This window comes from Streptomyces sp. NPDC012825 (assembly GCF_042900925.1).
In the GTDB taxonomy this organism is placed as follows: Bacteria; Actinomycetota; Actinomycetes; order Streptomycetales; family Streptomycetaceae; genus Streptomyces.
Genome location: NZ_JBIBBZ010000001.1, coordinates 1,082,807 through 1,107,181, shown reverse-complemented (window position 1 = coordinate 1,107,181; position 24,375 = coordinate 1,082,807). Strand labels below are relative to the sequence as shown.

General features: G+C 73.2%; 20 protein-coding genes. 3 read left to right on the top strand and 17 right to left on the bottom strand.

The genetic code is table 11. The features are described 5' to 3' along the window. Nucleotides 1–95: 95 nt before the first annotated feature. Nucleotides 96–2,174 (bottom strand): phosphocholine-specific phospholipase C, encoded by a 2,079-nt coding sequence (locus tag ACFY7E_RS05300; protein ID WP_389480907.1) that lies wholly within the window; start codon nt 2,172–2,174, stop codon nt 96–98. Nucleotides 2,175–2,563: 389 nt separating this feature from the next. Here ACFY7E_RS05300 and ACFY7E_RS05295 point away from each other — a divergent pair, with 389 nt between their 5' ends. After that, on the top strand, nt 2,564–4,609 hold the full coding sequence (locus ACFY7E_RS05295; RefSeq protein WP_389480904.1) for a protein kinase: 2,046 nt from the start codon (nt 2,564–2,566) through the stop codon (nt 4,607–4,609). Between the two features lie 80 nt (nt 4,610–4,689). On the opposite strand, the gene gatB is transcribed toward ACFY7E_RS05295, so the two are convergent. From gatB to ACFY7E_RS05250, 9 genes are all read right to left on the bottom strand, one after another. Beyond that, nucleotides 4,690–6,201: an Asp-tRNA(Asn)/Glu-tRNA(Gln) amidotransferase subunit GatB gene (gatB, locus tag ACFY7E_RS05290; protein ID WP_389480902.1), complete on the bottom strand. Its 1,512-nt coding sequence runs from the start codon at nt 6,199–6,201 to the stop codon at nt 4,690–4,692. 16 nt (nt 6,202–6,217) lie between these two features. Next, nucleotides 6,218–6,451: a hypothetical protein gene (locus ACFY7E_RS05285; protein ID WP_356548322.1), complete on the bottom strand. Its 234-nt coding sequence runs from the start codon at nt 6,449–6,451 to the stop codon at nt 6,218–6,220. A gap of 5 nt (nt 6,452–6,456) precedes the next feature. Beyond that, nucleotides 6,457–7,956 carry an Asp-tRNA(Asn)/Glu-tRNA(Gln) amidotransferase subunit GatA gene (gatA, locus tag ACFY7E_RS05280; protein ID WP_389480900.1) on the bottom strand — a complete coding sequence of 500 codons (1,500 nt, stop codon included), beginning with the start codon at nt 7,954–7,956 and terminating at the stop codon, nt 6,457–6,459. Nucleotides 7,957–7,962: 6 nt separating this feature from the next. After that, nucleotides 7,963–8,259: an Asp-tRNA(Asn)/Glu-tRNA(Gln) amidotransferase subunit GatC gene (gene gatC, locus ACFY7E_RS05275; RefSeq protein ID WP_015036350.1), complete on the bottom strand. Its 297-nt coding sequence runs from the start codon at nt 8,257–8,259 to the stop codon at nt 7,963–7,965. An 87-nt stretch (nt 8,260–8,346) separates the two neighbouring features. Beyond that, a complete protein-coding gene (locus ACFY7E_RS05270; protein ID WP_389480898.1) occupies nt 8,347–10,467 on the bottom strand; it encodes a putative bifunctional diguanylate cyclase/phosphodiesterase in 2,121 nt (706 codons plus the stop codon). 316 nt (nt 10,468–10,783) lie between these two features. Then, on the bottom strand, nt 10,784–12,973 hold the full coding sequence (gene ligA, locus ACFY7E_RS05265; protein ID WP_389480895.1) for an NAD-dependent DNA ligase LigA: 2,190 nt from the start codon (nt 12,971–12,973) through the stop codon (nt 10,784–10,786). A gap of 32 nt (nt 12,974–13,005) precedes the next feature. Continuing rightward, complete coding sequence (locus ACFY7E_RS05260; protein WP_383443406.1) at nt 13,006–14,004, bottom strand: methionine synthase; 999 nt, start codon at nt 14,002–14,004, stop codon at nt 13,006–13,008. Nucleotides 14,005–14,006: 2 nt separating this feature from the next. Next, nucleotides 14,007–14,705: an SDR family oxidoreductase gene (locus ACFY7E_RS05255; protein ID WP_389480893.1), complete on the bottom strand. Its 699-nt coding sequence runs from the start codon at nt 14,703–14,705 to the stop codon at nt 14,007–14,009. 7 nt (nt 14,706–14,712) lie between these two features. Continuing rightward, nucleotides 14,713–15,252 carry a TIGR00730 family Rossman fold protein gene (locus ACFY7E_RS05250; RefSeq protein ID WP_389480890.1) on the bottom strand — a complete coding sequence of 180 codons (540 nt, stop codon included), beginning with the start codon at nt 15,250–15,252 and terminating at the stop codon, nt 14,713–14,715. 78 nt (nt 15,253–15,330) lie between these two features. Between ACFY7E_RS05250 and ACFY7E_RS05245 the strand changes: the two genes are divergently transcribed. Further along, complete coding sequence (locus ACFY7E_RS05245; RefSeq protein ID WP_389480888.1) at nt 15,331–15,927, top strand: alpha/beta fold hydrolase; 597 nt, start codon at nt 15,331–15,333, stop codon at nt 15,925–15,927. Between the two features lie 38 nt (nt 15,928–15,965). On the opposite strand, the gene mnmA is transcribed toward ACFY7E_RS05245, so the two are convergent. Further along, nucleotides 15,966–17,120: a tRNA 2-thiouridine(34) synthase MnmA gene (gene mnmA / locus ACFY7E_RS05240; RefSeq protein WP_389480886.1), complete on the bottom strand. Its 1,155-nt coding sequence runs from the start codon at nt 17,118–17,120 to the stop codon at nt 15,966–15,968. A 61-nt stretch (nt 17,121–17,181) separates the two neighbouring features. On the opposite strand from mnmA, the gene ACFY7E_RS05235 reads away from it, so the two are divergent. Further along, nucleotides 17,182–17,832 carry an N-acetylmuramoyl-L-alanine amidase gene (locus ACFY7E_RS05235; RefSeq protein WP_389480883.1) on the top strand — a complete coding sequence of 217 codons (651 nt, stop codon included), beginning with the start codon at nt 17,182–17,184 and terminating at the stop codon, nt 17,830–17,832. Between the two features lie 25 nt (nt 17,833–17,857). Here the strand turns inward: ACFY7E_RS05235 and ACFY7E_RS05230 are convergent, their stop codons facing one another. The 6 genes from ACFY7E_RS05230 to ACFY7E_RS05205 form a co-directional block, all read right to left on the bottom strand. Then, nucleotides 17,858–19,021 carry a cysteine desulfurase family protein gene (locus ACFY7E_RS05230; protein WP_389480881.1) on the bottom strand — a complete coding sequence of 388 codons (1,164 nt, stop codon included), beginning with the start codon at nt 19,019–19,021 and terminating at the stop codon, nt 17,858–17,860. Between the two features lie 149 nt (nt 19,022–19,170). Next, a complete protein-coding gene (locus ACFY7E_RS05225) occupies nt 19,171–20,034 on the bottom strand; it encodes a thioesterase family protein (RefSeq protein WP_383443427.1) in 864 nt (287 codons plus the stop codon). Nucleotides 20,035–20,057: 23 nt separating this feature from the next. Then, entirely contained in the window at nt 20,058–20,735 is a 678-nt protein-coding gene (locus ACFY7E_RS05220) for a trimeric intracellular cation channel family protein (protein ID WP_383443430.1), read from the bottom strand. 213 nt (nt 20,736–20,948) lie between these two features. Continuing rightward, nucleotides 20,949–22,118 (bottom strand): ABC transporter ATP-binding protein, encoded by a 1,170-nt coding sequence (locus ACFY7E_RS05215; protein ID WP_389481064.1) that lies wholly within the window; start codon nt 22,116–22,118, stop codon nt 20,949–20,951. 8 nt (nt 22,119–22,126) lie between these two features. Continuing rightward, nucleotides 22,127–23,233, bottom strand: a complete 1,107-nt coding sequence (locus ACFY7E_RS05210) for an ABC transporter ATP-binding protein (protein ID WP_383448207.1) — start codon at nt 23,231–23,233, stop codon at nt 22,127–22,129. After that, entirely contained in the window at nt 23,230–24,228 is a 999-nt protein-coding gene (locus tag ACFY7E_RS05205) for an ABC transporter permease (RefSeq protein WP_389480877.1), read from the bottom strand. The genes ACFY7E_RS05210 and ACFY7E_RS05205 overlap by 4 nt, the downstream gene beginning before the upstream one ends. Nucleotides 24,229–24,375 lie beyond the last annotated feature (147 nt).

Genomic DNA, 24,375 nt, shown 5'->3' with positions numbered 1-24,375 from the left:
GTGATCGTTTGTCCCTTTCGTGTCGATGGTCACACGGGTGTGGTTCACCGGGGCGCGAGGACGTCCCCGCCCGCGCCCCGGCCCGTCCTCCGCGCTCAGCCGGAGACGCTGGCGCGGCCGTTCTCGACGTGGCCCATGAGCCGGCGGCGGAAGCCTCCGGGGGCGGTCACCTCGACGTCGTACCAGCCGTGCGCGTCGGCGGCGGAGTGGACGACGGTACGGGTCTTCCCGGGTCTCACGGTGACGGTGCGGGTCCAGTCCGCGAGGTCGTCCTCGTCCACGTACCCCAGCGGCCGGACGGTGAAGGAGACGGGAGCGCGGCCGGTGTTCCGTACGGTGAGGTGCAGGTCGCGGTCGTGGTGGTCGATCCGGGTGGCCAGCTCGGCGCCGCCCGTCGCGGGGCCCTCGAACTCGCGCCGGAAGCCGTTGGGACCGGTGATCGTGAAGCGGTAGCGGTCGCCGGGGACGGGGACGGTCCACTCCCCCGTACCCCTGACGTCCCGGTGCTGCGGGACGTCGAACTCGCCCGCGTACGGGTAGAGGGCGAAGTGCGCGCTCGCCTTCCCCCGGTTGCTCAGCGCGACCGTGACGGCGCCGGCGCGGACGGTGGCGGCGGCGTCCGGCTGGTAGGGCAGGGGGCGGGCGGGGCGGACGCCGGGCTCCTGGACGGGCATCCGCTGCACGGCCGGGGGCTGGGGCCGCCAGCGGCCGGTGAACGGCGGGACCGGTCCCGGCTGCTCGACCTCGGGCTGCCTGCGGCCCCGGCGGAAGTCGAAGGCGGAGGTGAGGTCGCCGGTGACGGTCCGGCGCCAGGGGGTGATGTTGGGCTCGCGGACGCCGGTGAGCCTCTCCAGGAAGCGGATCACGGAGGTGTGGTCGAAGGTCTCGGAGCAGACGTAGCCGCCGACCGACCAGGGCGAGACGACCAGCAGCGGGACGCGGATGCCGAGGCCGGTGGGCTGCCCCTTCCAGCGCTCGTCCGTGTCGTCGGCGGGCGGGACGGGCGGCGGGACGTGGTCGAAGAAGCCGTCGTTCTCGTCGTAGTTGATCAGGACGACGGTGTGGCGCCAGACGTCCGGGTGGGAACCGAGGGCGTCGAGCACCTTGTAGACGAGGGTGGCGGAGGCGATCGGGGAGGAGGAGCCGGGGTGCTCGGAGTCGATCGCGGAGGGCACGAGGTACGAGACCTCGGGCAGGGTGCCGGCGGCGACGTCGGCGCGGAAGGCGTCGGCGAGGGTGCCGCTCTCGACGCGGCGGAGGCCGCGCTCGAAGAGGGAGCGCTCGGGCTTCGTGAGCTCCGCGACGCCCTCGTCGAGCAGGCCCAGGAGCCGGGTCCGCTCGGCGGGGTCCTTCGTGCCGCGCACGGCGGCGTAGAAGGACTCCATGAAGGTGTGGCCACCGGTGCGGGCGAGCGCCTTGCGGGCGATCTTCTTGAAGGTGGTGAAGAACTCGATGTTGTTGTCGGTGAAGTTCTCCCACTCGGTGTACGTCTTCCAGCTCCGCCCGGCGGCTTCGAGCCGCTCGGCGTAGGTGGACCAGCCGTAGCCGGGGTGGGTGGCCTCGGCGTAGGCGGCGTTGCTGACGGCCCGGCTGCCGTCGGCCTCGTGACCGGTCCAGCCGGACCAGAGGTGGTTGCGGTTGGGGCTCGTCGAGGTGTGGATCGACGAGTGGTAGGCGTCGCAGACGGTGAAGGTGTCCGCCAGCTCGTAGTGCAGGGGGATGTCACGGCGGTCGTAGTACGCCATGGTGGCGGCGGTCTTGGCCGAAACCCAGCCGTCCATCCAGCCGCCGTGCCAGGCCTTGGCGCCGCCGCCCCAGGAATGGTCGAGGTCGCCGATGTACTGGAGGTCCTTCTTCTGCGTCTCGGCGGCGTCCCGGATCGGGAAGGGGAGGACGGTCTTGGCGGCTCCGGCGGGCTGTTCGAAGACCGGCCTGCCGGAGGGGAGCTCAATGGCATTGCGGTCGCCGAATCCGCGGACCCCGCGGAGGGTGCCGAAGTAGTGGTCGAAGGAACGGTTCTCCTGCATCAGGATCACCACGTGCCGGACCGCCGACAACCCCCCGGAGTGGGGCTCCGCGGCCATCGCGGCCTGCAGGGACGGCGGCAGCAGCGATCCGGCCGCGGCGGTGCCGAGGGCGCCGCCGCCCAGTGCGAGGAGCCTTCTGCGGGACATCTCGGACGACAAGACCGACCTCCAGTCGACGGCCAATGGTTCTCCTTCGAGCCATTGGGTGGTTCGTCGGGGACGGTAGTGAGACGGAGTGACGGCGAGAAGACCCGGCGGGGGCGCGGTGGTGAACGTCCAAGGGGACGCGAAGGGAATCCAATCGTTTTCCGGCCGTCTCACCGTGCTTCACCGAGGTCGCGGGAGGGCCGGGGAGTCCCGGCCGGACGGGCACGCGGGCCCGATCAGGCAGGTGGGCGGACCCGGGCGGACGCGTGAACGAATCCGGCCGGACGGGCGGCGGGACGGGGGATTCCGCGCACACGCAGCCGCGTTGACCCCGGGCCCGCCGGAGCGGCAAGCTGAGCCCCTGTCAATCACCGTGCCCTGGGGGAAACTTGAGCAAGACGGCACACCACATCGGCCCCGACTCCGCGCCCGACCGGTACCGGCTCCTGCGGTCCATCGGGCGCGGCGGCGAGGCCGTGCTCTATCTCGCGGAGATCGAGCTGGCCGGCGGCGCGGAGCCGGTCGTCGTCAAGGTCCTCGACTCGAAGACGACGATCACGCCCGAGATCTTCGAGCGGATCAGCCAGAAGTGGAACGAGCAGGCCGAGCTGCTCCGCTTCGTGCACCGCCCCGGCGTCGTCGGCGTGCGGGAGCACTTCCAGGGCCCGCCGATCCACCGGCCCGGCGAGTCCGGGACGATCACCGGCCGGGCCCTGGTGCTCGTCATGAACCACGTCGACGGCCTCGACCTGCGCGACTGGCGGGCCGAGCGCACCCTCGCCTCCCCCGCCGAGCGGCGCGAGGTGATGCGGACCCTGGAACAGCTCGCGGACGTCCTCGACTGGCTGCACTCCGGGAAGGCCACCCCGTCCGGGCGCACGGTCGTCCACGGCGACCTCTCGCCGGGCAACGTCATGGTGGACGAGCACGGCCAGGCGACCCTCGTCGACTTCGGCCTCAGCAAGCTGACCGCCGACCACCAGACCGCCGAGGTGTGGTTCACCCCCGGCTACGCGGCCCCCGAGGTCTTCGACGGCAAGCGCACCCCGGCCACCGACCGCTACGCCTTCGGCGCCCTCGCGTACTTCCTGCTCAGCGGGCAGTCCCCGCCGACCGCGCCCGAGCAACTGGTCTCCGGGTTCCGCGCGCTGCCGCAGATCGCCGGGCTGCCGGAGGAGCAGCGCGACCGGGTCCTGAGCATCGCCTCGGCCGACGCCGGGCGGCGCCCGATCTCCCTGTCGTCCTGGGTGAAGGACGTACGGCACGGAGTGGTGTCCACCACGACGACCTCGCGCCCGGCGACGGTCGCGGACGCGGTCCCGGCGGTCGCGGACGCGGTCCCGCCGACCCCCGCCGCCCCGTCGGCCCCGACCGTCCCGCCCACCGCGCCGCCGCGGCCCGCGACCCCGCCGCCGGCCGCCACCGCCGCGCCGGAGGACCGGCCGCCCACGACGCCCCCGCGGCCCGTCGTGTCGCCGCCCCCGGTCGTGACCCCGCAGCCGGTGGTCGCCCCGCCCGTCGCCGCCCCGGCGTCCCCCGTCGCCCCGCAGCACGCCGCCCACCAGTCGTCCACCGAGCCGCCCGCCGGGGCCGCACCCGGCGCCCACGGCCCCGGCTTCGGTGCGCCCGGTTCCGGTGGGCCCGGCTTCGGTGCGCCCGGCTCAGGCTTCCACGGCTCCGGCCTCGGCACGCCCGGCTTCGGCCCCCCGACGCCTCCCTCCGCGTCGGGCCCGGCCACCGCCCCCACCCCGGCCCCCGAGCCGCGCCGCCGGCGCCGCAAGGGCCCGCTGATCGGCGCCGTGGCCGGTGTCGTCGTGGTCTCCGCCCTCGCGGTGGCCGGCGTCCAGCTCCTCGGCGACAAGGAGGACGACGGCAGGAACACCGCCGCCGACCCGGTCTCCACCTCCCCGGCCGCCACGGCGGAGCCCGCGACGGACCCCGGCACCGAGACCCCGCCGGAGGAGCCCACGGGCGAGGCGCCGACCGAGGACCCCGCCTCCCCCTCGGAGTCGGCGAGCCCGACGGACGACCCCGGCTCCGTACAGGACCTCCCCGTGGCCGATCTGACCACGCTCGCCTCCGTCAGCGAGCCCGACGACTTCACCGTCGGCGCCGCCAAGATCAACACCAAGGAGTACGGGGCGACCCTGATCGGCGACTGCTACAACGGCGCCTCCGTGGAGTACGACCTCAACCGCGAGTGGAAGAGCTTCGAGTTCACCGCCGGGATCGACGACGGCTCGAAGATCGAGTCCGCCCGGGTCGTCGTCTCCGTCGACAACCAGCCCGCCCTCTTCAACGAGACGGTGGAGCTGGGCAAGCCGGTCACGAAGGCCCTGAACGTCTCCGGAGCCCTGCGGCTGCGCCTCAAGGTCGAGGCGACCTGCACCGACAACGGCAACGCCGTCGTCGCCGCCCCGCTCCTCAAGCGGTAGCCGGGACGTACGGAGAGCGGCCCCGCACCGGAGTTCCGGTGCGGGGCCGCTCTCTCGTCCGTACGCGTACGGGACGGGGATCAGCCCTCGGAGACGCCCAGCTTCTCCAGGATCAGGTCCTTGACCTTCGCCGCGTCCGCCTGGCCGCGGGTGGCCTTCATGACCGCGCCGACCAGGGCGCCGACCGCCGCGACCTTGCCGCCGCGGATCTTGTCCGCGACGGCCGCGTTGCCCGCGATGGCCTCGTCGACCGCCGCGCCGAGCGCGCCGTCGTCGGAGACGACCTTCAGACCGCGCTTCTCGACGACCTCGTCCGGGGTGCCCTCGCCGGCGAGTACGCCCTCGATGACCTGGCGGGCCAGCTTGTCGTTGAGGTCGCCGGAGGCGACCAGGGCCGAGACCCGGGCCACGTCCGCCGGGGAGATCGCCAGCTCCTCCAGGGAGACGCCCTGCTCGTTGGCGTTGCGGGCGAGCTCGCCCAGCCACCACTTGCGGGCCGAGGCCGCGTCCGCGCCCGCCTCGATCGTGGCGACGATCGGGTCGACCGCGCCCGCGTTGAGGATCGACTGCATGTCCAGCTCGGACACGCCCCACTCCTCGCGCAGCCGGTTGCGGCGCACGCGCGGCAGCTCGGGCAGGCCCTTCCGCAGCTCCTCGACCCACTCGCGCGAGGGGGCCACCGGCACCAGGTCCGGCTCGGGGAAGTAGCGGTAGTCCTCGGCGTTGTCCTTGATGCGGCCGGAGGTGGTGGAGCCGTCGTCCTCGTGGAAGTGACGGGTCTCCTGCACGATCGTCCCGCCGGAGGACAGGACGGCCGCGTGCCGCTGGATCTCGAAGCGCGCCGCGCGCTCCACCGAGCGGAGCGAGTTGACGTTCTTCGTCTCCGAGCGGGTGCCGAAGGCCTCCCTGCCGTGCGGGCGCAGCGACAGGTTCACGTCGCAGCGCATCTGGCCCTTGTCCATGCGCGCCTCGGAGACGCCCAGGGCGCGGATCAGCTCGCGCAGCTCGGCGACGTACGCCTTGGCGACCTCGGGGGCCCGCTCGCCCGCGCCCTCGATCGGCTTGGTGACGATCTCGATGAGCGGGATGCCGGCCCGGTTGTAGTCGAGCAGCGAGTGCGAGGCGCCGTGGATGCGGCCGGTCGCGCCGCCGATGTGGGTGGACTTGCCGGTGTCCTCCTCCATGTGGGCGCGCTCGATCTCCACGCGGAAGACCTCGCCGTCCTCCAGCTGGACGTCCAGGTAGCCGTTGAAGGCGATCGGCTCGTCGTACTGGGAGGTCTGGAAGTTCTTCGGCATGTCCGGATAGAAGTAGTTCTTCCGGGCGAAGCGGCACCACTCGGCGATCTCGCAGTTCAGCGCGAGGCCGATCTTGATAGCGGACTCGACGCCGATCGCGTTGACGACCGGGAGCGAGCCGGGCAGGCCGAGGCAGGTCGGACAGGTCTGCGAGTTGGCGTCCGCGCCCAGCTCGGTGGAGCAGCCGCAGAACATCTTGGTCCGCGTGCCGAGCTCGACATGGACCTCCAGGCCCATGACGGGGTCGTACGCGGCGAGCGCCGCTTCGTACGACAGCAGTTCAGTGACAGTCACGGTGAGACTTTCCCTCTCAGCCCAGCAGGACGTCTTCGTCACCCAGGCGCTTCAGCTCCCGGTAGAGGATCGCCAGGCCGGTGACGATGGCGGCGGCGGACACGGCGGCGTCGATCAGCCGCAGGGCGTCGCCGTCGTTGCGGGCCAGCTTGGCCTGCTTGGCGACGCTGACGGCGCCGAAGGCGGTGCTGGCCAGCGAGACGTACAGACCGGTCTTCGACTTCTTGAAGTTCTTGGCCTTCTTTGCCATGGCACTCACAGCGACGGAGCCTCCTCGAGCAGCGGGTGTCCCCACTTTTCCACGAAGGCGGCCTCGACGGCTGCTCCGACCGTGTAGAGCCGGTCGTCCTTCATGGCGGGGGCGATGATCTGCAGACCGACCGGCAGGCCGTCCTCGGGCGCGAGGCCGCAGGGCAGCGACATGGCGGCGTTGCCGGCCAGGTTGGTCGGGATGGTGCACAGGTCCGCGAGGTACATGGCCATCGGGTCGTCGGCGCGCTCGCCGATCGGGAAGGCGGTGGTGGGGGTCGTCGGGGAGACGATCACGTCCACCTCCTCGAAGGCCTTCTCGAACTCGCGGGTGATGAGGGTGCGGACCTTCTGGGCCGAGCCGTAGTACGCGTCGTAGTAGCCGGAGCTGAGCGCGTACGTGCCCAGGATGATGCGGCGCTTGACCTCGTCGCCGAAACCGGCCTCGCGGGTGAGGGCGGTGACGTCCTCGGCGGACCGGGTGCCGTCGTCGCCGACCCGCAGGCCGTAGCGCATGGCGTCGAAGCGGGCCAGGTTCGAGGAGCACTCGGACGGCGCGATCAGGTAGTACGCCGAGAGGGCCAGGTCGAAGCTGGGGCAGTCCAGCTCGACGATCTCGGCGCCCAGCGACTTCAGCAGCTCGACGGACTCGTCGAAGCGCTGCACGACGCCGGCCTGGTAGCCCTCGCCGCGGAACTGCTTGACGACGCCGACGCGCATGCCGGCGACGGAGCCGTTGCGGGCGGCCTCGACGACCGGCGGGACCGGGGCGTCGACGGAGGTGGAGTCGAGCGGGTCGTGCCCGGCGATCGCCTCGTGCAGCAGGGCCGCGTCCAGGACCGTGCGGGCGCAGGGGCCGCCCTGGTCGAGGGAGGAGGAGAAGGCCACCATGCCGTAGCGGGAGACCGCGCCGTAGGTCGGCTTGACGCCGACCGTGCCGGTGACGGCGGCGGGCTGGCGGATGGAGCCGCCGGTGTCCGTGCCGATGGCGAGGGGGGCCTCGTACGCGGCGAGGGCGGCCGACGAGCCGCCGCCGGAGCCGCCGGGGATCCGGGTGAGGTCCCAGGGGTTGCCGGTGGGGCCGTAGGCGCTGTTCTCGGTGGAGGAGCCCATCGCGAACTCGTCCATGTTGGTCTTGCCGAGGATGACGACGTCGGCGGCCTTCAGGTTCTTGACCAGGGTCGCGTCGTACGGCGGGATCCAGCCCTCCAGCATCTTCGAGCCCACGGTCGTCGGGATGCCGACGGTGGTGAAGATGTCCTTGAGCGCGAGCGGCACACCGGCGAGCGGGCCGAGCTTCTCGCCCCGGGCGCGCTTCTCGTCCACGGCGCGGGCCTGGGCGAGGGCGCCTTCGCGGTCGACGTGCAGGAAGGCGTGGACCTTCTCGTCGACGGCCTCGATGCGGGCGAGGTGGGCCTCGGCGACCTCGACGGCGGTCAGGTCGCCGGCGGCGATCCTCCCGGCGATCTCGGCCGCGGTGAGCTTGATGATGGTGTTGTCCGTCATGACTTCTTAGTCCTCCCCCAGGATCTGCGGCACCTTGAAACGCTGCTGCTCCTGGGCCGGGGCGCCGGAGAGCGCCTGCTCGGGGGTGAGCGACGGACGGACCTCGTCCGCGCGCATGACATTGGTCAGCGGCAGCGGGTGGGAGGTCGGCGGTACGTCTTGGTCGGCGACCTCGGAGACGCGGGCGACCGCGCCGATGATGTCGTCGAGCTGGCCGGCGAAGTGATCGAGTTCTTCGCCCTTCAGCTCCAGACGCGCCAGCCGTGCGAGGTGGGCGACCTCCTCGCGCGTGATGCCAGGCATGCGGATCCTCACGGGGTGAGCTTGATGGTGTGGGTCCATCCTATGGGGCCGGTGCCACCGCCCGTGAAACGGTTTGGCCGGGCCGGGTCAGCCCCGGGGGACGACCTGGCCCGAGGGGTGGTCCAGGTCGGTCGGGGGCGTGAGGTCGGCGGGGCGGCGCCAGCCGTGCTCGCCGCGGGCCAGGAGCCAGGCGGTGGCCTCCCCGGGCGGCATGGCGGCGGCGACCAGCCAGCCCTGGACGGCGTCGCAGCCCAGGTCGCGCAGCCGCTCCCAGGTCTCGTCGTCCTCGACGCCCTCGGCGACGACGAGGAGGCCGAGGGAGTGGGCGAGGTCGACGGTGCAGCGGACGATCTCGGCGTCCTCGGTGTCGACGGCGAGCCGGGCGACGAAGGAGCGGTCGATCTTCAGTTCGCTGACCGGGAGCCGGCGCAGGTGGACGAGGGAGGAGTAGCCGGTGCCGAAGTCGTCGAGGGACATCTTGACGCCGTGGCCGGTGAGCCCGTTGAGCGTGTCGGCGGCCCGCTGGGGGTCCTCCAGGAGCACGTGCTCCGTTATCTCCAGCTGGAGGGAGCCGGCCGGGACGCCGTGGCGGGCGAGCCGGGCGGCGACGGCGCCCGCGAAGCCGGGGGTGTGGACGTCGCGCGGGGAGACGTTGACGGCGACCGGGACGTCGAGGCCCTGGGCGCGCCAGCGGGCGACCTGGGCGAGGGCGGTCTCCAGGACGTACTCGGTGAGGTGGGGCATCAGGCCGGAGGACTCTGCGATGGCGATGAACTCGTCCGGCGGAACCTTTCCGCGCTCGGGGTGGACCCAGCGGACGAGGGCCTCCAGACCGGCGACCTGGCCGTCGAAGCGGACCTTGGGCTGGTAGTGGAGCTGGACCTCGTGGGCGTCGAGGGCGCGGCGCAGGTCGCCGAGGAGGCCGAGCCGGTCGGGGGTGTTGGAGTCGCGCTTGGACTCGTAGACCTCGACGCCGGTGCGGTCCCGCTTGGCCTGGTACATGGCGACGTCGGCGCGGCGCAGCAGGCCCTCGGCGTCGAGGGCGTGGTCGGGGAAGACGGCGACGCCGGCGCTGGCCTCCAGGACGAGGGTGAGGCCGTCGAGGTCGAGCGGGGAGGAGAGCTCGGCGACGAGGTGGCGGGCGACGCGCTGGGCGCTGGTGGTGGAGTCGGCGGTGGGCAGCAGAACGGCGAACTCGTCGCCGCCGAGCCGGGCGGCCTCGGCGCCGCGGGGCAGGGCGAGGCGGAGCCGGTCGGCGATCTGGAGGAGCAGCCGGTCGCCGGCGAGGTGTCCGAGGGTGTCGTTGACCGAGCGGAAGCGGTCGAGGTCGATGAGGACGAGGGCCGCGCGGGCCCCCTGGCCCTCCGCGTCCTCCAGGGCGGTCCAGGCCCGCTCCAGGAGCCACTGGCGGTTGGGGAGCCCGGTGAGGGGGTCGCGCAGCTGCTCCTCGGCGCGGGCGCGGGCGATCCAGAGGGTGGAGTCGAGGGCGATGAGGGGGACGGCGAAGAGCGGCAGGAGGACCGGGTGGCTCGCGGCGACGGCACAGATGAGGGGGGCGATGCCGAGGAGGGCGACGGCGACGAGGCCCTGCCGGAGGAGGGCGGTGCGGGCGGCGGTCGGCAGCCCGCGGCCCCGGGGGGCGAGCGTGTACCACAGGAGGAGCCGGGTGACCACGAGGTAGGTGGCCGCGGCGAGCACGATTTCCGGAAGGTCCCCGATCGTCCAGTCGAGGGGCTGCCAGGGCCGTTCGACGGTCGGCACGTCACCGAAGAGGGCGAGGACGAGGGCGGCGGCGCCGACGCCGAGGACGTCGGCGGCGCCGTGCAGCAGGCCCTGTCGCCAGCGGTGGTGGCGGGCGGCGCCGACGAGGGTGACGACGGTCAGCGCGACGAGTCCGGCGGGCACCCAGCCGTACAGCAGGAGGACGGCAAGGGTGAGGGCGGCGCCGGAGCCGGTGCCGCCCCACCAGCGGTCGCGGCCGAGGGCGACCAGGTGGCCGACGATGAGGCCGGCGAGGAGGGCGAGGGACCAGCCGGTGATCCCGCCGGGGAAGAGCCCGTGCCCGTGGGTGAGGGCTCGCCGGAGCCCGGCGGCGAGCAGGACGGCGGCGATGCCCACCACGACCGCGGGCAGCCGGGAGGTGAGGCCCTCGGGGACCACGCGGCCGTGCGGCCGGTGGACCCGGGCGGCGCTCTCGGTCGGTTCCATTTCCGTCCCTCTCACAGGCGGCGGTGCCGTCGGTGTGCGATGGGCCGCGAGCAGGCGGCCGTCCGTCGTCCGGCCGCCGTCGTCCGGTGCGGGGCCGCCGGCGGGCGGCCGCTCCTCGTGCCACGGGGCCGTTGTCCTGACGCCACGACCGGCAGAGCCCTCGCGCGATCGTGCAGGACGAGACGCACGGTCACCACACTAGGCCGCCGAGGGCTCCGACGGGCAGCGCTCTCCGTGTCTTGCCCAAATGAGACCCGGCCACCCCTCACCGTCTGGTATGCGCCGAACGGGTGACGTCTCCCGGGGCGGAAAGGGGCTACTGGGGAGTCTCGGGTACGGGGACCGCGGCCTCCCGAGCGGCGTCGGGTCCCTGTTCGAGCAGGATCGAGAAGCCCTGCTCGTCCAGAACCGGAACTTTCAGCTGCATCGCCTTGTCGTACTTCGAACCAGGGTTTTCACCCACGACGACGAAGGAGGTCTTCTTCGAAACGGAACCGGTCACCTTCGCTCCGAGCCGCTGGAGCGACTCTTTTGCGCCATCCCTGGTGAACTTCTCCAGGGTGCCGGTCACCACGACCGTGAGCCCCTCCAGCGGACGCGGCCCCTCGTCCTCGCCGGCGCCCTCGTCCTCCAGGGCGACCCCGGCGGCCCGCCACGTGCGCACGATCTCGCGGTGCCACTCCTCGGTGAACCACTGCTTCACCGCCGCCGCGATGATCCCGCCGACCCCGTCGACGGCCGCCAGCTCCTCCTCGCTCGCCTGCTCGATCCGCTCCAGGGAGCGGAACTCGCGGGCGAGGGCGGCGGCCGCGACCGGTCCCACGTGCCGGATCGAGAGGCCGTTGATGAAGCGGGCCAGCGGGCGGGTCTTCGCCTCCTCGATGTTCCTCAGCATCGCCAGGGCGTTCTTCTTCGGCTCGCCCTTCTGGTTGGCGAAGACGGTGACGATCTTGTCCTCGCCGGTCTTCGGGTCCCGCTTGGGCAGTCCGCTGCTCTGGTCGAGGACGTACGCCTTGATCGGCAGGAGCTGTTCGACGGTGAGGTCGAAGAGGCCGCCCTCGTCCGCGAGCGGCGGCTCGGCCGGCTCCAGGGGCCGGGTCAGCGCCGCGGCGGCCACCATGCCGAAGTGCTCGATGTCCAGGCACTGCCGTCCGGCCAGGAAGAAGAGCCGCTCGCGCAGCTGGGCCGGGCAGGTCCGGGCGTTCGGACAGCGGAGGTCGATGTCGCCCTCCTTCATCGGCTTCAGCGGCGTCCCGCACTCGGGGCACTCGGACGGCATCACGAACTCCCGCTCGCTGCCGTCCCGCAGGTCCGCGACCGGTCCGAGGATCTCCGGGATGACGTCGCCGGCCTTGCGCAGCACGACCGTGTCGCCGATCAGGACGCCCTTGGCCCTGACCACCTCCTGGTTGTGGAGGGTGGCGAACTCGACCTCGGAGCCGGCCACGGTCACCGGCTCCACCTGCGCGTACGGGGTGACGCGGCCGGTGCGGCCGACGCCGACCTTGATGTCGATCAGCTTGGTGTTGACCTCCTCCGGCGCGTACTTCCAGGCGATGGCCCAGCGCGGGGCGCGGGCCGTGGAGCCCAGCCGGCCCTGGAGCGGGATCTCGTCGAGCTTGACGACGACGCCGTCGATCTCGTGCTCGACGGAGTGCCGGTTCTCCCCGAAGTACGCGATGAACTCCCGCACCTGGTCGAGCGTCTTCACCACCTTGTTGTGCCGGGCGGTGGGCAGGCCCCACGCGTGGAGCAGCCCGTACACCTCCGAGAGGCGGGCGATGTCGAGGCCCTCGCGGGCGCCGATGCCGTGCACCACCATGTGGAGCGGACGGGAGGCGGTGACCTTCGGGTCCTTCTGGCGGAGCGAACCGGCCGCCGCGTTGCGCGGGTTGGCGAAGGGCTTCTCCCCGGCCTCGACCAGGCGGGCGTTGAGCCCGAGGAAGGCCTCCATCGGGAAGTAGACCTCGCCGCGGATCTCCACGAGCTCCGGGATCCGGTCGCCGCTCAGCCGCTCCGGGACGTCCTCGATCGTGCGCACGTTGGGCGTGATGTCCTCGCCGGTGCGCCCGTCGCCGCGGGTCGCGGCCCGGGTCAGCCGCCCGTGCTCGTACGTCAGGTTCACGGCCAGGCCGTCGACCTTCAGCTCGCACAGGAAGTGGTGGTCGGGCGTACCGACGTCCCGGGCGACGCGCTCGGCCCAGGCGGCCAGTTCCTCGTCGTCGAAGGCGTTGTCGAGGGAGAGCATGCGCTCGCGGTGCTCGACGGCCGTGAATTCCGTCTCGTACTGCCCGGCGACCTTCTGGGTCGGCGAGTCGGGGGTCCGCAGCTCCGGGTACTCCTCCTCCAGCGCCTCCAGGGAGCGCAGGAGCCTGTCGAACTCGCCGTCGCTGATGACCGGCTGGTCCTTCACGTAGTACCGGAAGCGGTGCTCCTCGATCCGCTCGGCCAGGTCCGCGTGCTTCTCCCGTGCCCCGGCGGGCAGGGCCCCCTCGTCGACTGTCACCTTCGTCCGTCCTCCCGTGCCTCGGTCCCCGGTCACTCCGGGTTGTCCGCGAGCGACTTCGCAGCCCGGACGCACTGGGCGAGCGCCGCGCGGGCGTGAGCGGGCGACGCGCCCGCGAGCCCGCACGTGGGGGTGATCACCACGGACTCCGCGAGGGTCCCCGGATTCAGCCCCAGCCTGCGCCACAGCGTCCTGACACCCATGACGCTACCGCCCGGGTCCGACAACGGGCCGTCGGTGGACGGCACCACACCGGCGAAGAGCTTCGTGCCGCCCTCCACGGCCTCCCCGATCGCCTCCTCGTCACGCTCGGTGAGCAGCCCGAAGTCGAAGGAGATCCCGGCGACGCCGGCCCGCCGCAGCAGCGCGAAGGGGACGTCGGGGGCGCAGGAGTGGACGACCACGGGCCCGTCGTGGACCGCGGCCACGTCCCGCAGGGCGCCCTCCACGACCTGCCGGTCCACGGCCCGGTACGTGCGGTAACCGCTGGCCGTGCGGACCTGTCCGCGCAGTACGGCGGTGAGCGAGGGCTCGTCGAGCTGGAGGACCACCCGGGCGCCCGGCACGCGCCCGCGTACCTCGGCCAGGTGCCGGCCTAGCCCCTCGGCGAGCGATCCCGCCAGGTCCCGGCAGGCGCCCGCGTCGCCGAGGGCGGCCTCGCCGCCGCGCAGCTCCAGGGCCGCGGCGAGCGTCCAGGGACCCACCGCCTGCACCTTGAGCGGGCCCTCGTACCCCTGGGTGAACTCCTCCAGGGCGTCGAGGTCCTCGCCGAGCCAGGAGCGGGCCCGCCGGGTGTCGCGGCCGGGCCGGTCGCTGAACCGCCAGCCGCTCGGCTCCACGTGCGCGTACAGGTCGACGAGCATGCCGGCCGTCCGGCCGATCATGTCGGCGCCGGGCCCGCGCGCGGGCAGCTCCGCGAGGAACGGGAAGTCCTCGAAGGAGCCGGTGACGGTCTTGGCGGCCTCGCGGGCGTCGCCGCCGGGCAGGGACCCGACGCCGGTGGCGGGGCCCCAGAGCTTGGTGTCGTTCACGCCTACCGCCCCGGACGGACGGTGAGGTCGTTGATCTCGGCGTCGCGCGGCAGGTCGAGCGCGGTGAGGATCGCCGTCGCGACCGACTCGGGGTCGATCCACCTCGACGGGTCGTACTCCTTGCCCTCCTGCTGGTGCACCTTCGCCTGCATGGGGCTGGCGGTGCGGCCCGGGTAGACCGAGGTGACCCGGACGCCGTGGGCGTGCTCCTCGTGGCGCAGGGAGTCCGCGAGGGCCTTCAGGCCGTGCTTGGAGGCGGCGTACGCGCCCCACTCGGCGTGCGCGTTGAGCCCGGCGCCCGAGTTCACGAAGACGACGTGGCCCTGGGAGACCCGCAGTTGGGGCAGGAAGTGGCGGGTGAGCTCGGCCGGGGCGACCAGGTTCACGTTCAGCTGGTGGTGCCAGGCCTTGGGGGTGAGCTCGCCGACCGTTCCGAGGTCGACGACGCCCGCGACGTGCAGCAGGCCGTCCACCCGCTCGGGCAGGCTCTGGTGCGAGAACGCCCAGGAGAGCCGGTCCGGGTCCGCGAGGTCCCCGACGAGGGTCCGCGCGCCCGGGAACCCGGCGGCGAGCTCCTTGGCCCGTCCCGCGTCGCGCGCGTGGAGCACGAGGTCGTCCCCGCGCGCGTGGAGGCGGCGCGCGACGGCCGCGCCGATGCCGGAACCGGCTCCGGTGATCACATGAGTAGCCATGGCCCCCATGCTCGCATCAGCGGGAGGCGATCTCCGCCTCCAGGTGCGCGAGGGCCGCCGGGCCGTCGTCGGCGAAGAAGACGAGGTCGGCGAGGGGGATCGGGAGGAAGCCCTCCTCCTCCATGCGCCGGAACTGGTCCTTCAGGCCGTCGTAGAAGCCCGCCGTGTTGAGCAGGACCACCGGCTTGCGGTGCTTGCCGTGCTTCTTCAGCTCCAGGATCTCGGTGGCCTCGTCGAGGGTGCCGGTGCCGCCGACCATGACGACGATCGCGTCGGACTTGGCGAGGAGCAGTGCCTTCCGCCGCGCGAGGTCCTCGGTGACGACCATCTCGTCGGCGTTCGGGCGGACCTTGTGGGCGAGGAAGTCCACGGAGACCCCGACGAGCCGCCCGCCCGCCCCCTGCACGCCGTCCGCGACGACCTTCATCAGGCCGGTGTCGGAGCCGCCCCAGACGAGGGTGTGCCCCGCCTTGCCGAGCAGCGTCGCGAACTCGCGGGCCGGGGCCGTGTACCGCTCGTCGAGCCGTGCGGCGGAGAGGAAGACGCAGATGTTCATGGCCTCCACCGTAGGCGGTCGTGAAAGAGGTCCGCCGGGCGGCGATGAGTTCCCGCGACGACCCCGGTCTGCCCTGCCATGGACGAGGTGAACAGGTTCGGCGGGCGCGTCACGTCACGGGACGGGACGCCGATCGCGTACGAGCGGTACGGGGAGGGGGACGGGCCGCCGCTCGTCCTGGTGGGCGGGCCCCCGGGGGCGGCGGGCGGGCGGGCGCTGGCCGGGCTGCTCGCCCGGCGCATCCCGGTCGTGGCGTACGACCGCCGGGGGCACGGGGGCGCCGGGCGGGAGATCGAGGACCTGGCGGCGGTCCTGGCGGCGGCGGGCCCCGGGGCGGCCGTGCACGGCACGGGCACGGGGGGCGTCCTCGCCCTCGCCGCCGCGGCGGCCGGGCTGCCGGTGGGCCCGGTGTCGGTGTACGAGCCGCCGCCCCTCGACGCGCCCCTCGGGCGGATCTCCGCGCGCGTGCTCGTGGTCGACGGGGGCTCCAGCCCGGCGGAGACCCGGCGCGCGGCCCGCGCCCTGGCGGCGTCCCTCCCCCGGGCCCGGCACCGCACCCTGACGGGCCAGACGCACGAGGTCGCCCCGCACGTCCTGGCCCCGGTCCTGGTGGAGTTCCTCACGGAATGCGCGGAAATCGTCGCGGAGGAGCGGGGCTTTCCGGGCACGGCCTAGCGGCGCCCGGGGCCGGCCGGGCGCCGGGCGGTGGCGGTTCAGGCGGTGGCGGCCGGGGCGGGGGCCGTCGTCGCGCGCACGGTCGTGGCGATCGTCGCCGAGCCCACCACGCGCGTGCCGTCGTACAGCACGATCGCCTGGCCGGGGGCGACGCCCCGGACCGGCTCGTCGAAGGCGACCCGCAGTTCGCCGTCCTCCAGCGTCGCGCTCACCGGCGTCTCGCCGCCGTGGGCGCGGAGCTGGGCGGTGTAGCGGCCGGAACCCTCGGGGGCGGTGCCGCACCAGCGGGGCCTGATCGCGGTGAGGGCGGTGACGTCGAGGGCCTCGGCGGGGCCGACCGTGACCGTGTTGTTCACGGGCGAGATGTCGAGGACGTAACGGGGCTTCCCGTCGGCGGCCGGGTGGCCGATCCGCAGGCCCTTGCGCTGGCCGATGGTGAAGCCGTACGCGCCCTCGTGGGTGCCGACCTTCGTGCCCGTCTCGTCGACGATGTCGCCCTCCGCCTTCCCCAGGCGGGTGGCGAGGAAGCCCTGGGTGTCGCCGTCGGCGATGAAGCAGATGTCGTGGCTGTCGGGCTTCTTCGCGACCGCGAGCCCGCGCCGCTCGGCCTCCGCCCGGATCTCGTCCTTGGTGGTGAGGGTGTCGCCCAGCGGGAACATCGCGTGCGCGAGCTGCTTCTCGTCGAGGACGCCGAGGACGTACGACTGGTCCTTGGCCTCGTCGGAGGCGCGGTGCAGCTCGCGGGTGCCGTCCCCGTTCAGGACGACGGTGGCGTAGTGGCCGGTGCAGACCGCGTCGAAGCCGAGGGCGAGCGCCTTGTCGAGGAGCGCCGCGAACTTGATCTTCTCGTTGCAGCGCAGGCAGGGGTTGGGGGTGCGGCCGGCCTCGTACTCCGCGACGAAGTCGTCCACGACGTCCTCGCGGAACCGCTCGGCCAGGTCCCACACGTAGAAGGGGATGCCGATGACGTCGGCGGCCCGGCGCGCGTCGCGGGAGTCCTCGATCGTGCAGCAGCCGCGCGCTCCCGTGCGGAACGACTGCGGGTTCGCGGAGAGGGCGAGGTGGACGCCGGTGACGTCGTGGCCCGCCTCGGCGGCGCGGGCGGCGGCGACGGCGGAGTCCACGCCGCCCGACATGGCGGCGAGGACCCGGAGGGGGCGGGCGTGGGGGCGCTGGGGCGGGGTCTGAGTCATAGCCCCACCAGGGTACGGGGCGCCGGGAACCACCGGCGCGGTGGTGAGCGTTCTCGGTTGCATGGGGAGCAAGGGGAACAGGGCGGTGGGGCGGCGGGCCGTCCTGCTCGGCGGCGGGGCCGCGGTGGTGGGCACGGCCGTGCTCGCCCGGGAGGAGCTGGCGCGCTTCTGGTGGCGGCTGCCGGGGTCGCAGAGGAAGCGGGTGGAGGGGGAGCTGGACCACGCGGGCGCCGAGTGGACGTCGGCGGCGCGGGCGAACTGGCGGCGGGCGGACCGGCCGGACGACTACACGGTCGACCGGGTCGTGATCCACGTCGTGCAGGGCAGCTACGCGACCGCCCTGAAGGTCTTCAAGAACCCGGGGCACGGGGCCGCCGCGCACTACGTGGTCCGCAAGGACGGGCACGTGGCGCAGATGATCCGGGAGCTCGACGTGGCCTTCCACGCCGGGAACCGGGACATGAACGAGCGGAGCATCGGCATCGAGCACGAGGGCTTCGTCGACCGGCCGCAGGACTTCACGGCGGCGATGTACGAGGGGTCGGCGCGGCTCACGGCCGACATCTGCGCCCGGTACGGGATACCCGTGGACCGGGAGCACATCATCGGGCACGTCGAGGTCGAGGGCACCGACCACACCGATCCCGGTCCCCACTGGGACTGGGACCGGTATCTGCGGCTGGTGCGGGAGGTGTCGAAGAAGCCGGCGTGAGGGGCCGGGGTCCGGGGCCGGCGGCTCAGGTGAGGCCGGCCGTGCGGGCCCGCTCCACGGCCGGGCCGATCGCCCCGGCGACCGCCGCCACGTCCTCCTCGGTGGAGGTGTGGCCGAGGGAGAAGCGCAGGGTGCCCCGGGCCAGGTCGGGGTCGGTGCCGGTGGCGAGCAGGACGTGGCTGGGCTGGGCGATGCCGGCGGTGCAGGCGGAGCCGGTGGAGCAGGCGATGCCGGCCGCGTCGAGCAGCAGGAGCAGCGAGTCGCCCTCGCAGCCGGGGAAGGTGAAGTGGGCGTTGGCGGGGAGCCGGTCGACGGGGTCGCCGCCGAGGATCGCGTCGGGGACGGACGTACGGACGGCGGTGACGAGCGCGTCGCGCAGGGCGCCGACCTCGCGGGCGAACTCCTCGCGCCGCTCGGCGGCGAGCCGGGCGGCGACGGCGAAGGCGGCGACGGCCGGGACGTCGAGGGTGCCGGAGCGGACGTGCCGCTCCTGGCCGCCGCCGTGCAGCACGGGCACGGGGGTGTGCTCGCGGCCCAGGAGCAGGGCGCCGATGCCGTAGGGGCCGCCGATCTTGTGGGCGGAGACGGTCATGGCGGCGAGTCCGGAGGCGGCGAAGTCGACCGGGACCTGCCCCACGGCCTGGACGGCGTCGGCGTGCAGCGGGACGCCGAACTCGGCGGCGACATCGGCGAGTTCGCGGACCGGCATGAGGGTGCCGATCTCGTTGTTGGCCCACATGACGGTGGCCAGGGCGACGGTCTCGGGGTCGCGGGCGATCGCCTCGCGCAGGGTCTCGGGGTGCACCCGGCCGTGGCGGTCGACGGGCAGGTACTCGACCCTCGCGCCCTCGTGGACGGCGAGCCAGTCGACGGCGTCGAGGACGGCGTGGTGCTCGACCGGGCTGGCCAGGACGCGGACGCGGCGGGGGTCGACGTCGCGGCGGGACCAGTAGAGGCCCTTGACGGCGAGGTTGTCGGCCTCGGTGCCGCCGGAGGTGAGGACGACCTCGCTCGGCCGGGCGCCGAGGGCGGCGGCGAGGGTCTCGCGCCCTTCCTCGACGGTCCGCCGGGCCCGCCGTCCGGCGGCGTGGAGGGAGGAGGCGTTGCCCGTGACGGCGAGGTGGGCGGTCATCGCCTCGATCGCCTCGGGCAGCATGGGCGTGGTCGCGGCGTGGTCGAGGTAAGCCATGGTGGGTCGATTCTACGAGTCCGCCGCGGGGCTCCCGGCGCCCGGCCCGTTCGTGCCGCCGTACCCGGGTGCGCGGTCGCTTCCGGGTGTGCCGCCGCCCCCGTCCCTGTGCGGCAAGGACGGGGGCGGCGGTGGTCCGGGGTGCGGCCTCAGCCGCGCGGGGCGCGGGCCAGCTGGCGGGACTGGGCGACCAGGCGGTCGGCGCTGTCCCAGACCTCGGCGTCCTCCTCCAGGAAGCCGCCGGCCAGGTTGCGGGTGGTGATGGAGACCCGCAGCGGGCCGGGGGCCGGGCGGCAGCGGACGTGGGTGGTGAGCTCGACGGTCGGGGTCCAGCCCTTCAGGCCCAGCTCGAAGGAGGTCGGCGGCAGGGCGTCGACGGTGAGCAGCAGGGAGAGGGCGTCGGGCTCGCGCCCGTCGGCGAGGCCGAACCAGGCGCGCATCTCGCCCTTGCCCGAGGGGGCGCCGATCGCCCAGCCGACGCAGGCCGGGTCGAGTCGGATGTCCAGCCGCTCGGTGATGGCGGAGGAGCCGGGGATCTGCGGGGTGGGGCCGTCGGAGGCGCCGAAGCAGTTCTCGATCGGGGCCATCGCCGGGGGCGTCGCGCTGGTGCGGACGTCGTCGGGGAGGGCGTCGAGGTCTCCGTACGAGGCGAGGACGCGGATGCGCTCGACCTCGGTGCCGTCCTCGGCGTACTGGAAGAGCGAGGCCTGTCCGGTGGAGAGGGTCCGGCCGGTGCGGACGGTCTCGGTCCGGATCACCGCGGGGCCGGGCACGGACGGCGTGAGGTAGTGCGCCGAGATCGTGAACGGGTCGGGGTGCGGGAGGTGGTGGCCGAGGGCGCGGCCGAGCAGGGCGAGGAGGTAGCCGCCGTTGACGGCGTGGATGATCGTCCAGCCGGCGGAGAGGTCGGCGTCGTAGACGCCGGGCTCCCGGAGGGTGACGGCGGTGTCGCGGTCGAACTCGTTCGTGACGGCGGAGGACGCGACGGCGTTCGTCTCGGTGCTCGTGCTCATGGACCCGAAGGTACCGCAGGTTACTACTGAGCGGTAGCTTTCTCCGGTTCCTCGCTGGCGGAGGAGCGGCGGTTCCAGGCGCGGGGCGCGCGCCAGTGGTAGCGCATGGCGAGGAGGCGGAGCGCGAAGGCGGTGAGGACGGCGGCGCCGCTCGTGAAGGCGTTGAGGGTGTCGAAGCGGATGCAGAGCACGACCATCGCCGCGCCCACGATCGCCGGGACGGCGTACAGGTCGCGGTCCCAGCGCAGCAGCGAGGGCACCTCGTTGGCGAGCACGTCGCGCAGGACGCCGCCGCCGACGGCGGTGGCGAGGCCGAGGGCGGCGGAGGAGGTGAGGCCGAGGCCGTAGTCGTACGCCTTCGTCGTCCCCGTCACGCAGAAGAGACCGAGCCCGGCGGCGTCGAACACGTTGACGGCGACCTGGGTGCGCTCCACCTGGGGGTGCAGGAAGAAGACGAGGACCGTCGCGACCAGGGGCATGAGGAAGTAGCCGAGGTCGGTGAAGGCGGCGGGGGGTACGGCGCCGATGATCAGGTCGCGGAAGAGACCGCCGCCCAGGGCGGTGACCTCGGCGAGGACGGCGATGCCGAAGACGTCGAAGTTCTTCCGGACGGCGAGGAGGGCGCCGGAGATGGCGAACACGAAGATGCCGACGAGATCGAGGGCGTGTTGGACGGAGGGGGTGAACAGTTCGTGGAGCACCGCCCAATTGTGCCGGTGGTTCCCGCAGGGGGTGGGTGTCGGCCCGCGGGGGCGGGTCCGGTGTCCCGGCGCCCCTGGCGGGGCTGCGGCCCCCGCTCCCCGGCGCCGGTGGCCGTGCCGCACGCGGACGCGGGAGGTCCCGTCGTACCGGCCGTGCCACCCGCACACGCGAGAGGTCCCCGTCGCCACCGGGCGACGGGGACCTCTCGGGGTTCACGCCTTCGGCGCGTCGCCCTCGGCGGCGGGATCGGCGGCCTCGACCGGCTTCGCCGCCCCGGACGCGGGCTCGGTCGCCCCGTCCGTCTTGACCAGGGACTCCGGCTCGACGGCCGCCCCGGTGGCGTCGGGCTCCGGGCGCTTCGTGATCTCCACCGACTCCCGCGCCCCCGGCACCGCCAGGCCCTCCGCGTTCTCCGGGTGGTGGCAGGCCACCCGCTGGCCCGGGCGGAGTTCCAGGAGCGGGGGCTCCTGGGTCCTGCAGACCTCCGTGGCCTTCCAGCAGCGGGTGTGGAAGCGGCAGCCCGGCGGCGGGGCGATCGGCGAGGGCACGTCCCCGTTGAGGAGGATGCGCTCGCTCTTGACGCCCCGGCGGCGCGGGTCCGGGACCGGGACCGCCGACATCAGGGCCCGGGTGTACGGGTGCATCGGGGCCGTGTACAGGGACGTGCGGTCCGCGAGCTCGACGATCTTGCCGAGGTACATCACGGCGATGCGGTCCGAGACGTGCCGGACGACCGAGAGGTCGTGCGCGATGAACACGTAGGTGAGGCCCAGCTCGTCCTGGAGGTCGTCCAGGAGGTTGACCACCTGCGCCTGGATGGAGACGTCCAGGGCCGAGACCGGCTCGTCCGCCACGACCAGCTTCGGCTTGAGGGCGAGCGCGCGGGCGATGCCGATGCGCTGGCGCTGGCCGCCGGAGAACTCGTGCGGGTAGCGGTTGTAGTGCTCCGGGTTGAGGCCCACCAGGCCGAGGAGGCGCTGCACCTCCCTCTTCACGCCGCCCTCGGGCTCGACGCCCTGGAGCCGGAAGGGCGCCGAGACGATCGTGCCGACCGTGTGGCGCGGGTTCAGCGAGCCGTACGGGTCCTGGAAGATCATCTGGATGTCCCGGCGGAAGGGACGCATCCCGGACACCCCGAGGTGGGAGATGTCCTTGCCCTGGAACTCGACCGTGCCGCCGGTCGGTTCGAGCAGGCGGGTGATGAGCCGGCCCATCGTGGACTTGCCGCAGCCGGACTCGCCGACGACGCCGAGGGTCTCACCGGGGTAGACCTCGAAGTCGAGGCCGTCGACCGCCTTGACCGCGCCGGTCTGGCGCTGGAGCAGACCCTTCCGGATGGGGAAGTGCTTCTGCAGGCCGGTGACCTTGAGCAGGGGTTCCATGGTCTCGCTCACAGCTTCGGCGCAATCTCTTCGGTCCAGATGCGGGTGCGCTCCTCCTGCGCCATGTGGCAGGCGGAGTAGTGGCGCTCTCCGACGAGCTCCAGCTCGGGCCGCTGGGTGCGCGTGATGCCGCCCTCGGGGACGTCCGCGTACGGGCAGCGCGGGTTGAAGGCGCAGCCGCTCGGGATGTTGATGAGGCTGGGCGGGTTGCCCTTGACCGGGATGAGCCGGTCGGTCTGCTCCCGGTCGATGCGGGGCATCGAGCCGAGCAGGCCCCAGGTGTAGGGGTGCTGCGGCTCGTAGAAGACCTGCTCGGCCGGGCCGCGCTCGACGCAGCGCCCGCCGTACATGACGAGGATGTCGTCGGCGAGCTCGGCGACGACGCCGAGGTCGTGGGTGATGATGACGACCGCGGAGCCGAACTCCTTCTGGAGGTCCCGCATCAGGTCGAGGATCTGCGCCTGCACGGTCACGTCGAGGGCCGTGGTCGGCTCGTCGGCGATGAGCAGCTCGGGGTTGTTGACGAGCGCCATGGCGATCATCGCGCGCTGGCGCATGCCGCCGGAGAACTCGTGCGGGTAGTTGTCGAACCGCTTGGCGGGCTCGGGGATGCCGACCCGGTCGAGGAGCTCGACGGCCCGGGTGCGCGCCGTCTTCTTGTTCACGTCGTGGTGGACGCGGTACGCCTCCACGATCTGGGCGCCCACCGTGTAGTACGGGTGCATCGCGGACAGCGGGTCCTGGAAGATCATGGCCATCTCGCGGCCGCGCATCCGGCGGACCTCTTCCGGGTCGGCCGAGAGCAGCTCGCGCCCGTTCAGCCAGATCTCGCCGGAGATGCGGGCCTTCTGCCGGCCGTACTGGCCGACCGTGTGCAGGCCCATGATGCCGAGCGAGGTCACCGACTTGCCGGAGCCGGACTCGCCGACGATGCCGAGGGTCTTGCCCTTCTCCAGCTGGAAGGAGAGGCCGTCGACCGACTTGACCAGACCGTCGTCGGTCGGGAAGTGGATCTTCAGGTCGCGCACGTCGAGGAAGGCGTCGGAAGGGGCGGACCCGCCCGCGGCGGCGGGCTCTCCCACCGCCGTTCCGGTCTTCGACAGCTGGTCCGTCATGCGAGCCTCACTCGGGGGTCGATCACCGCGTACAGAAGGTCCACCACGAGGTTGGCGATGACGACGCAGGTGGCGGTGATGAGGGTGACCGCCAGGATCAACGGCAGGTCGCGCTCGCTCACGCCCCTGATGGCCATTCCGCCGAGGCCGTGGAGGCTGAACGCGGTCTCGGTCAGGATCGCGCCGCCGACAAGGGCGCCGAGGTCCATGCCGAAGATGGTCAGGATGGGGGTCATGGTGGAGCGCATCGCGTGCTTGCCGAGCACGACCGGCTCCGGCAGGCCCTTGGCGCGGGCCGTGCGGATGTAGTCCTCGCCCAGGACCTCCAGCATGGTGGCGCGGGTGAGCCGCGCGTACATCGCCGCGTACAGGAAGGCCAGGGTCACCCAGGGCAGCAGCAGGCCGCCGAACCAGCCGGTGAAGGACTCGCTGATCGGCACGTACGTGGCGTCGACCCAGTCGAGCTGGGTGCGGAAGACGAGCATCGCCAGCATGGCGGTGAAGAAGATGGGGAGCGAGACGCCGGCCAGGGCGGTGATCATGGCCGCGCGGTCGATCATCGTGCCCCGCTTGAGGGCGGACACCACACCCGTCGACACGCCGAGGAGCAGCCACAGCACGGCGGCGCCCAGGACCATGGAGAGGGTCACGGGGAAGGCGTCGACCAGCATGCTGGAGACGTCCTGCTCGGTGCGGAACGAGTACCCGAAGCAGGGTGCCGCGCAGTGGATGCTGTCACCGCCGCCGACGTAGTCCCGGCCGACGAAGATGCCGGAGACGAAGTGCCAGAACTGCACCAGGATCGGCTCGTCCAGGCCGAGCTTCTGCCGGACTCCCTCGATGGCGGCCGGATCCGCCTGCTTGCCGACGAACATCGCGGCAGGATCACTGCCGGTCATCTTGGGGATGAGGAAGAAGATGCTGAGCGTCACGAACGTGACGACGAGCAGCATCACGACGACCGCGAAGAGTCGTCGGACTATGTATGCAAGCATGCGGTCGGCCGGTCGGGGGGGGGGGGGGGCCCGCCGGGGGCGCGGCCGCCCCCCCCCCCCCCCCCCCCCCCCCCGGGGCCGGGGGGGGGGGGGGGGGGGGGGGGGGGGCCGGAACAGCAACCCCGTGTATTTGGGGGCCCGCCGGTG

Excerpts from the sequence above, each read along its gene's own strand:
- ACFY7E_RS05300 (WP_389480907.1), bottom strand. The coding sequence starts at position 2,174 with ATGTCCCGCAGAAGGCTCCTCGCACTGGGCGGCGGCGCCCTCGGCACC.
- ACFY7E_RS05285 (WP_356548322.1), bottom strand. The coding sequence starts at position 6,451 with ATGGCAAAGAAGGCCAAGAACTTCAAGAAGTCGAAGACCGGTCTGTAC.
- gatA (WP_389480900.1), bottom strand. The coding sequence starts at position 7,956 with ATGACGGACAACACCATCATCAAGCTCACCGCGGCCGAGATCGCCGGG.
- gatC (WP_015036350.1), bottom strand. The coding sequence starts at position 8,259 with ATGCCTGGCATCACGCGCGAGGAGGTCGCCCACCTCGCACGGCTGGCG.
- ACFY7E_RS05270 (WP_389480898.1), bottom strand. The coding sequence starts at position 10,467 with ATGGAACCGACCGAGAGCGCCGCCCGGGTCCACCGGCCGCACGGCCGC.
- ACFY7E_RS05255 (WP_389480893.1), bottom strand. The coding sequence starts at position 14,705 with ATGGGGGCCATGGCTACTCATGTGATCACCGGAGCCGGTTCCGGCATC.
- ACFY7E_RS05250 (WP_389480890.1), bottom strand. The coding sequence starts at position 15,252 with ATGAACATCTGCGTCTTCCTCTCCGCCGCACGGCTCGACGAGCGGTAC.
- ACFY7E_RS05245 (WP_389480888.1), top strand. The coding sequence starts at position 15,331 with ATGGACGAGGTGAACAGGTTCGGCGGGCGCGTCACGTCACGGGACGGG.
- mnmA (WP_389480886.1), bottom strand. The coding sequence starts at position 17,120 with ATGACTCAGACCCCGCCCCAGCGCCCCCACGCCCGCCCCCTCCGGGTC.
- ACFY7E_RS05235 (WP_389480883.1), top strand. The coding sequence starts at position 17,182 with ATGGGGAGCAAGGGGAACAGGGCGGTGGGGCGGCGGGCCGTCCTGCTC.
- ACFY7E_RS05230 (WP_389480881.1), bottom strand. The coding sequence starts at position 19,021 with ATGGCTTACCTCGACCACGCCGCGACCACGCCCATGCTGCCCGAGGCG.
- ACFY7E_RS05225 (WP_383443427.1), bottom strand. The coding sequence starts at position 20,034 with ATGAGCACGAGCACCGAGACGAACGCCGTCGCGTCCTCCGCCGTCACG.
- ACFY7E_RS05215 (WP_389481064.1), bottom strand. The coding sequence starts at position 22,118 with ATGGAACCCCTGCTCAAGGTCACCGGCCTGCAGAAGCACTTCCCCATC.
- ACFY7E_RS05210 (WP_383448207.1), bottom strand. The coding sequence starts at position 23,233 with ATGACGGACCAGCTGTCGAAGACCGGAACGGCGGTGGGAGAGCCCGCC.
- ACFY7E_RS05205 (WP_389480877.1), bottom strand. The coding sequence starts at position 24,228 with ATGCTTGCATACATAGTCCGACGACTCTTCGCGGTCGTCGTGATGCTG.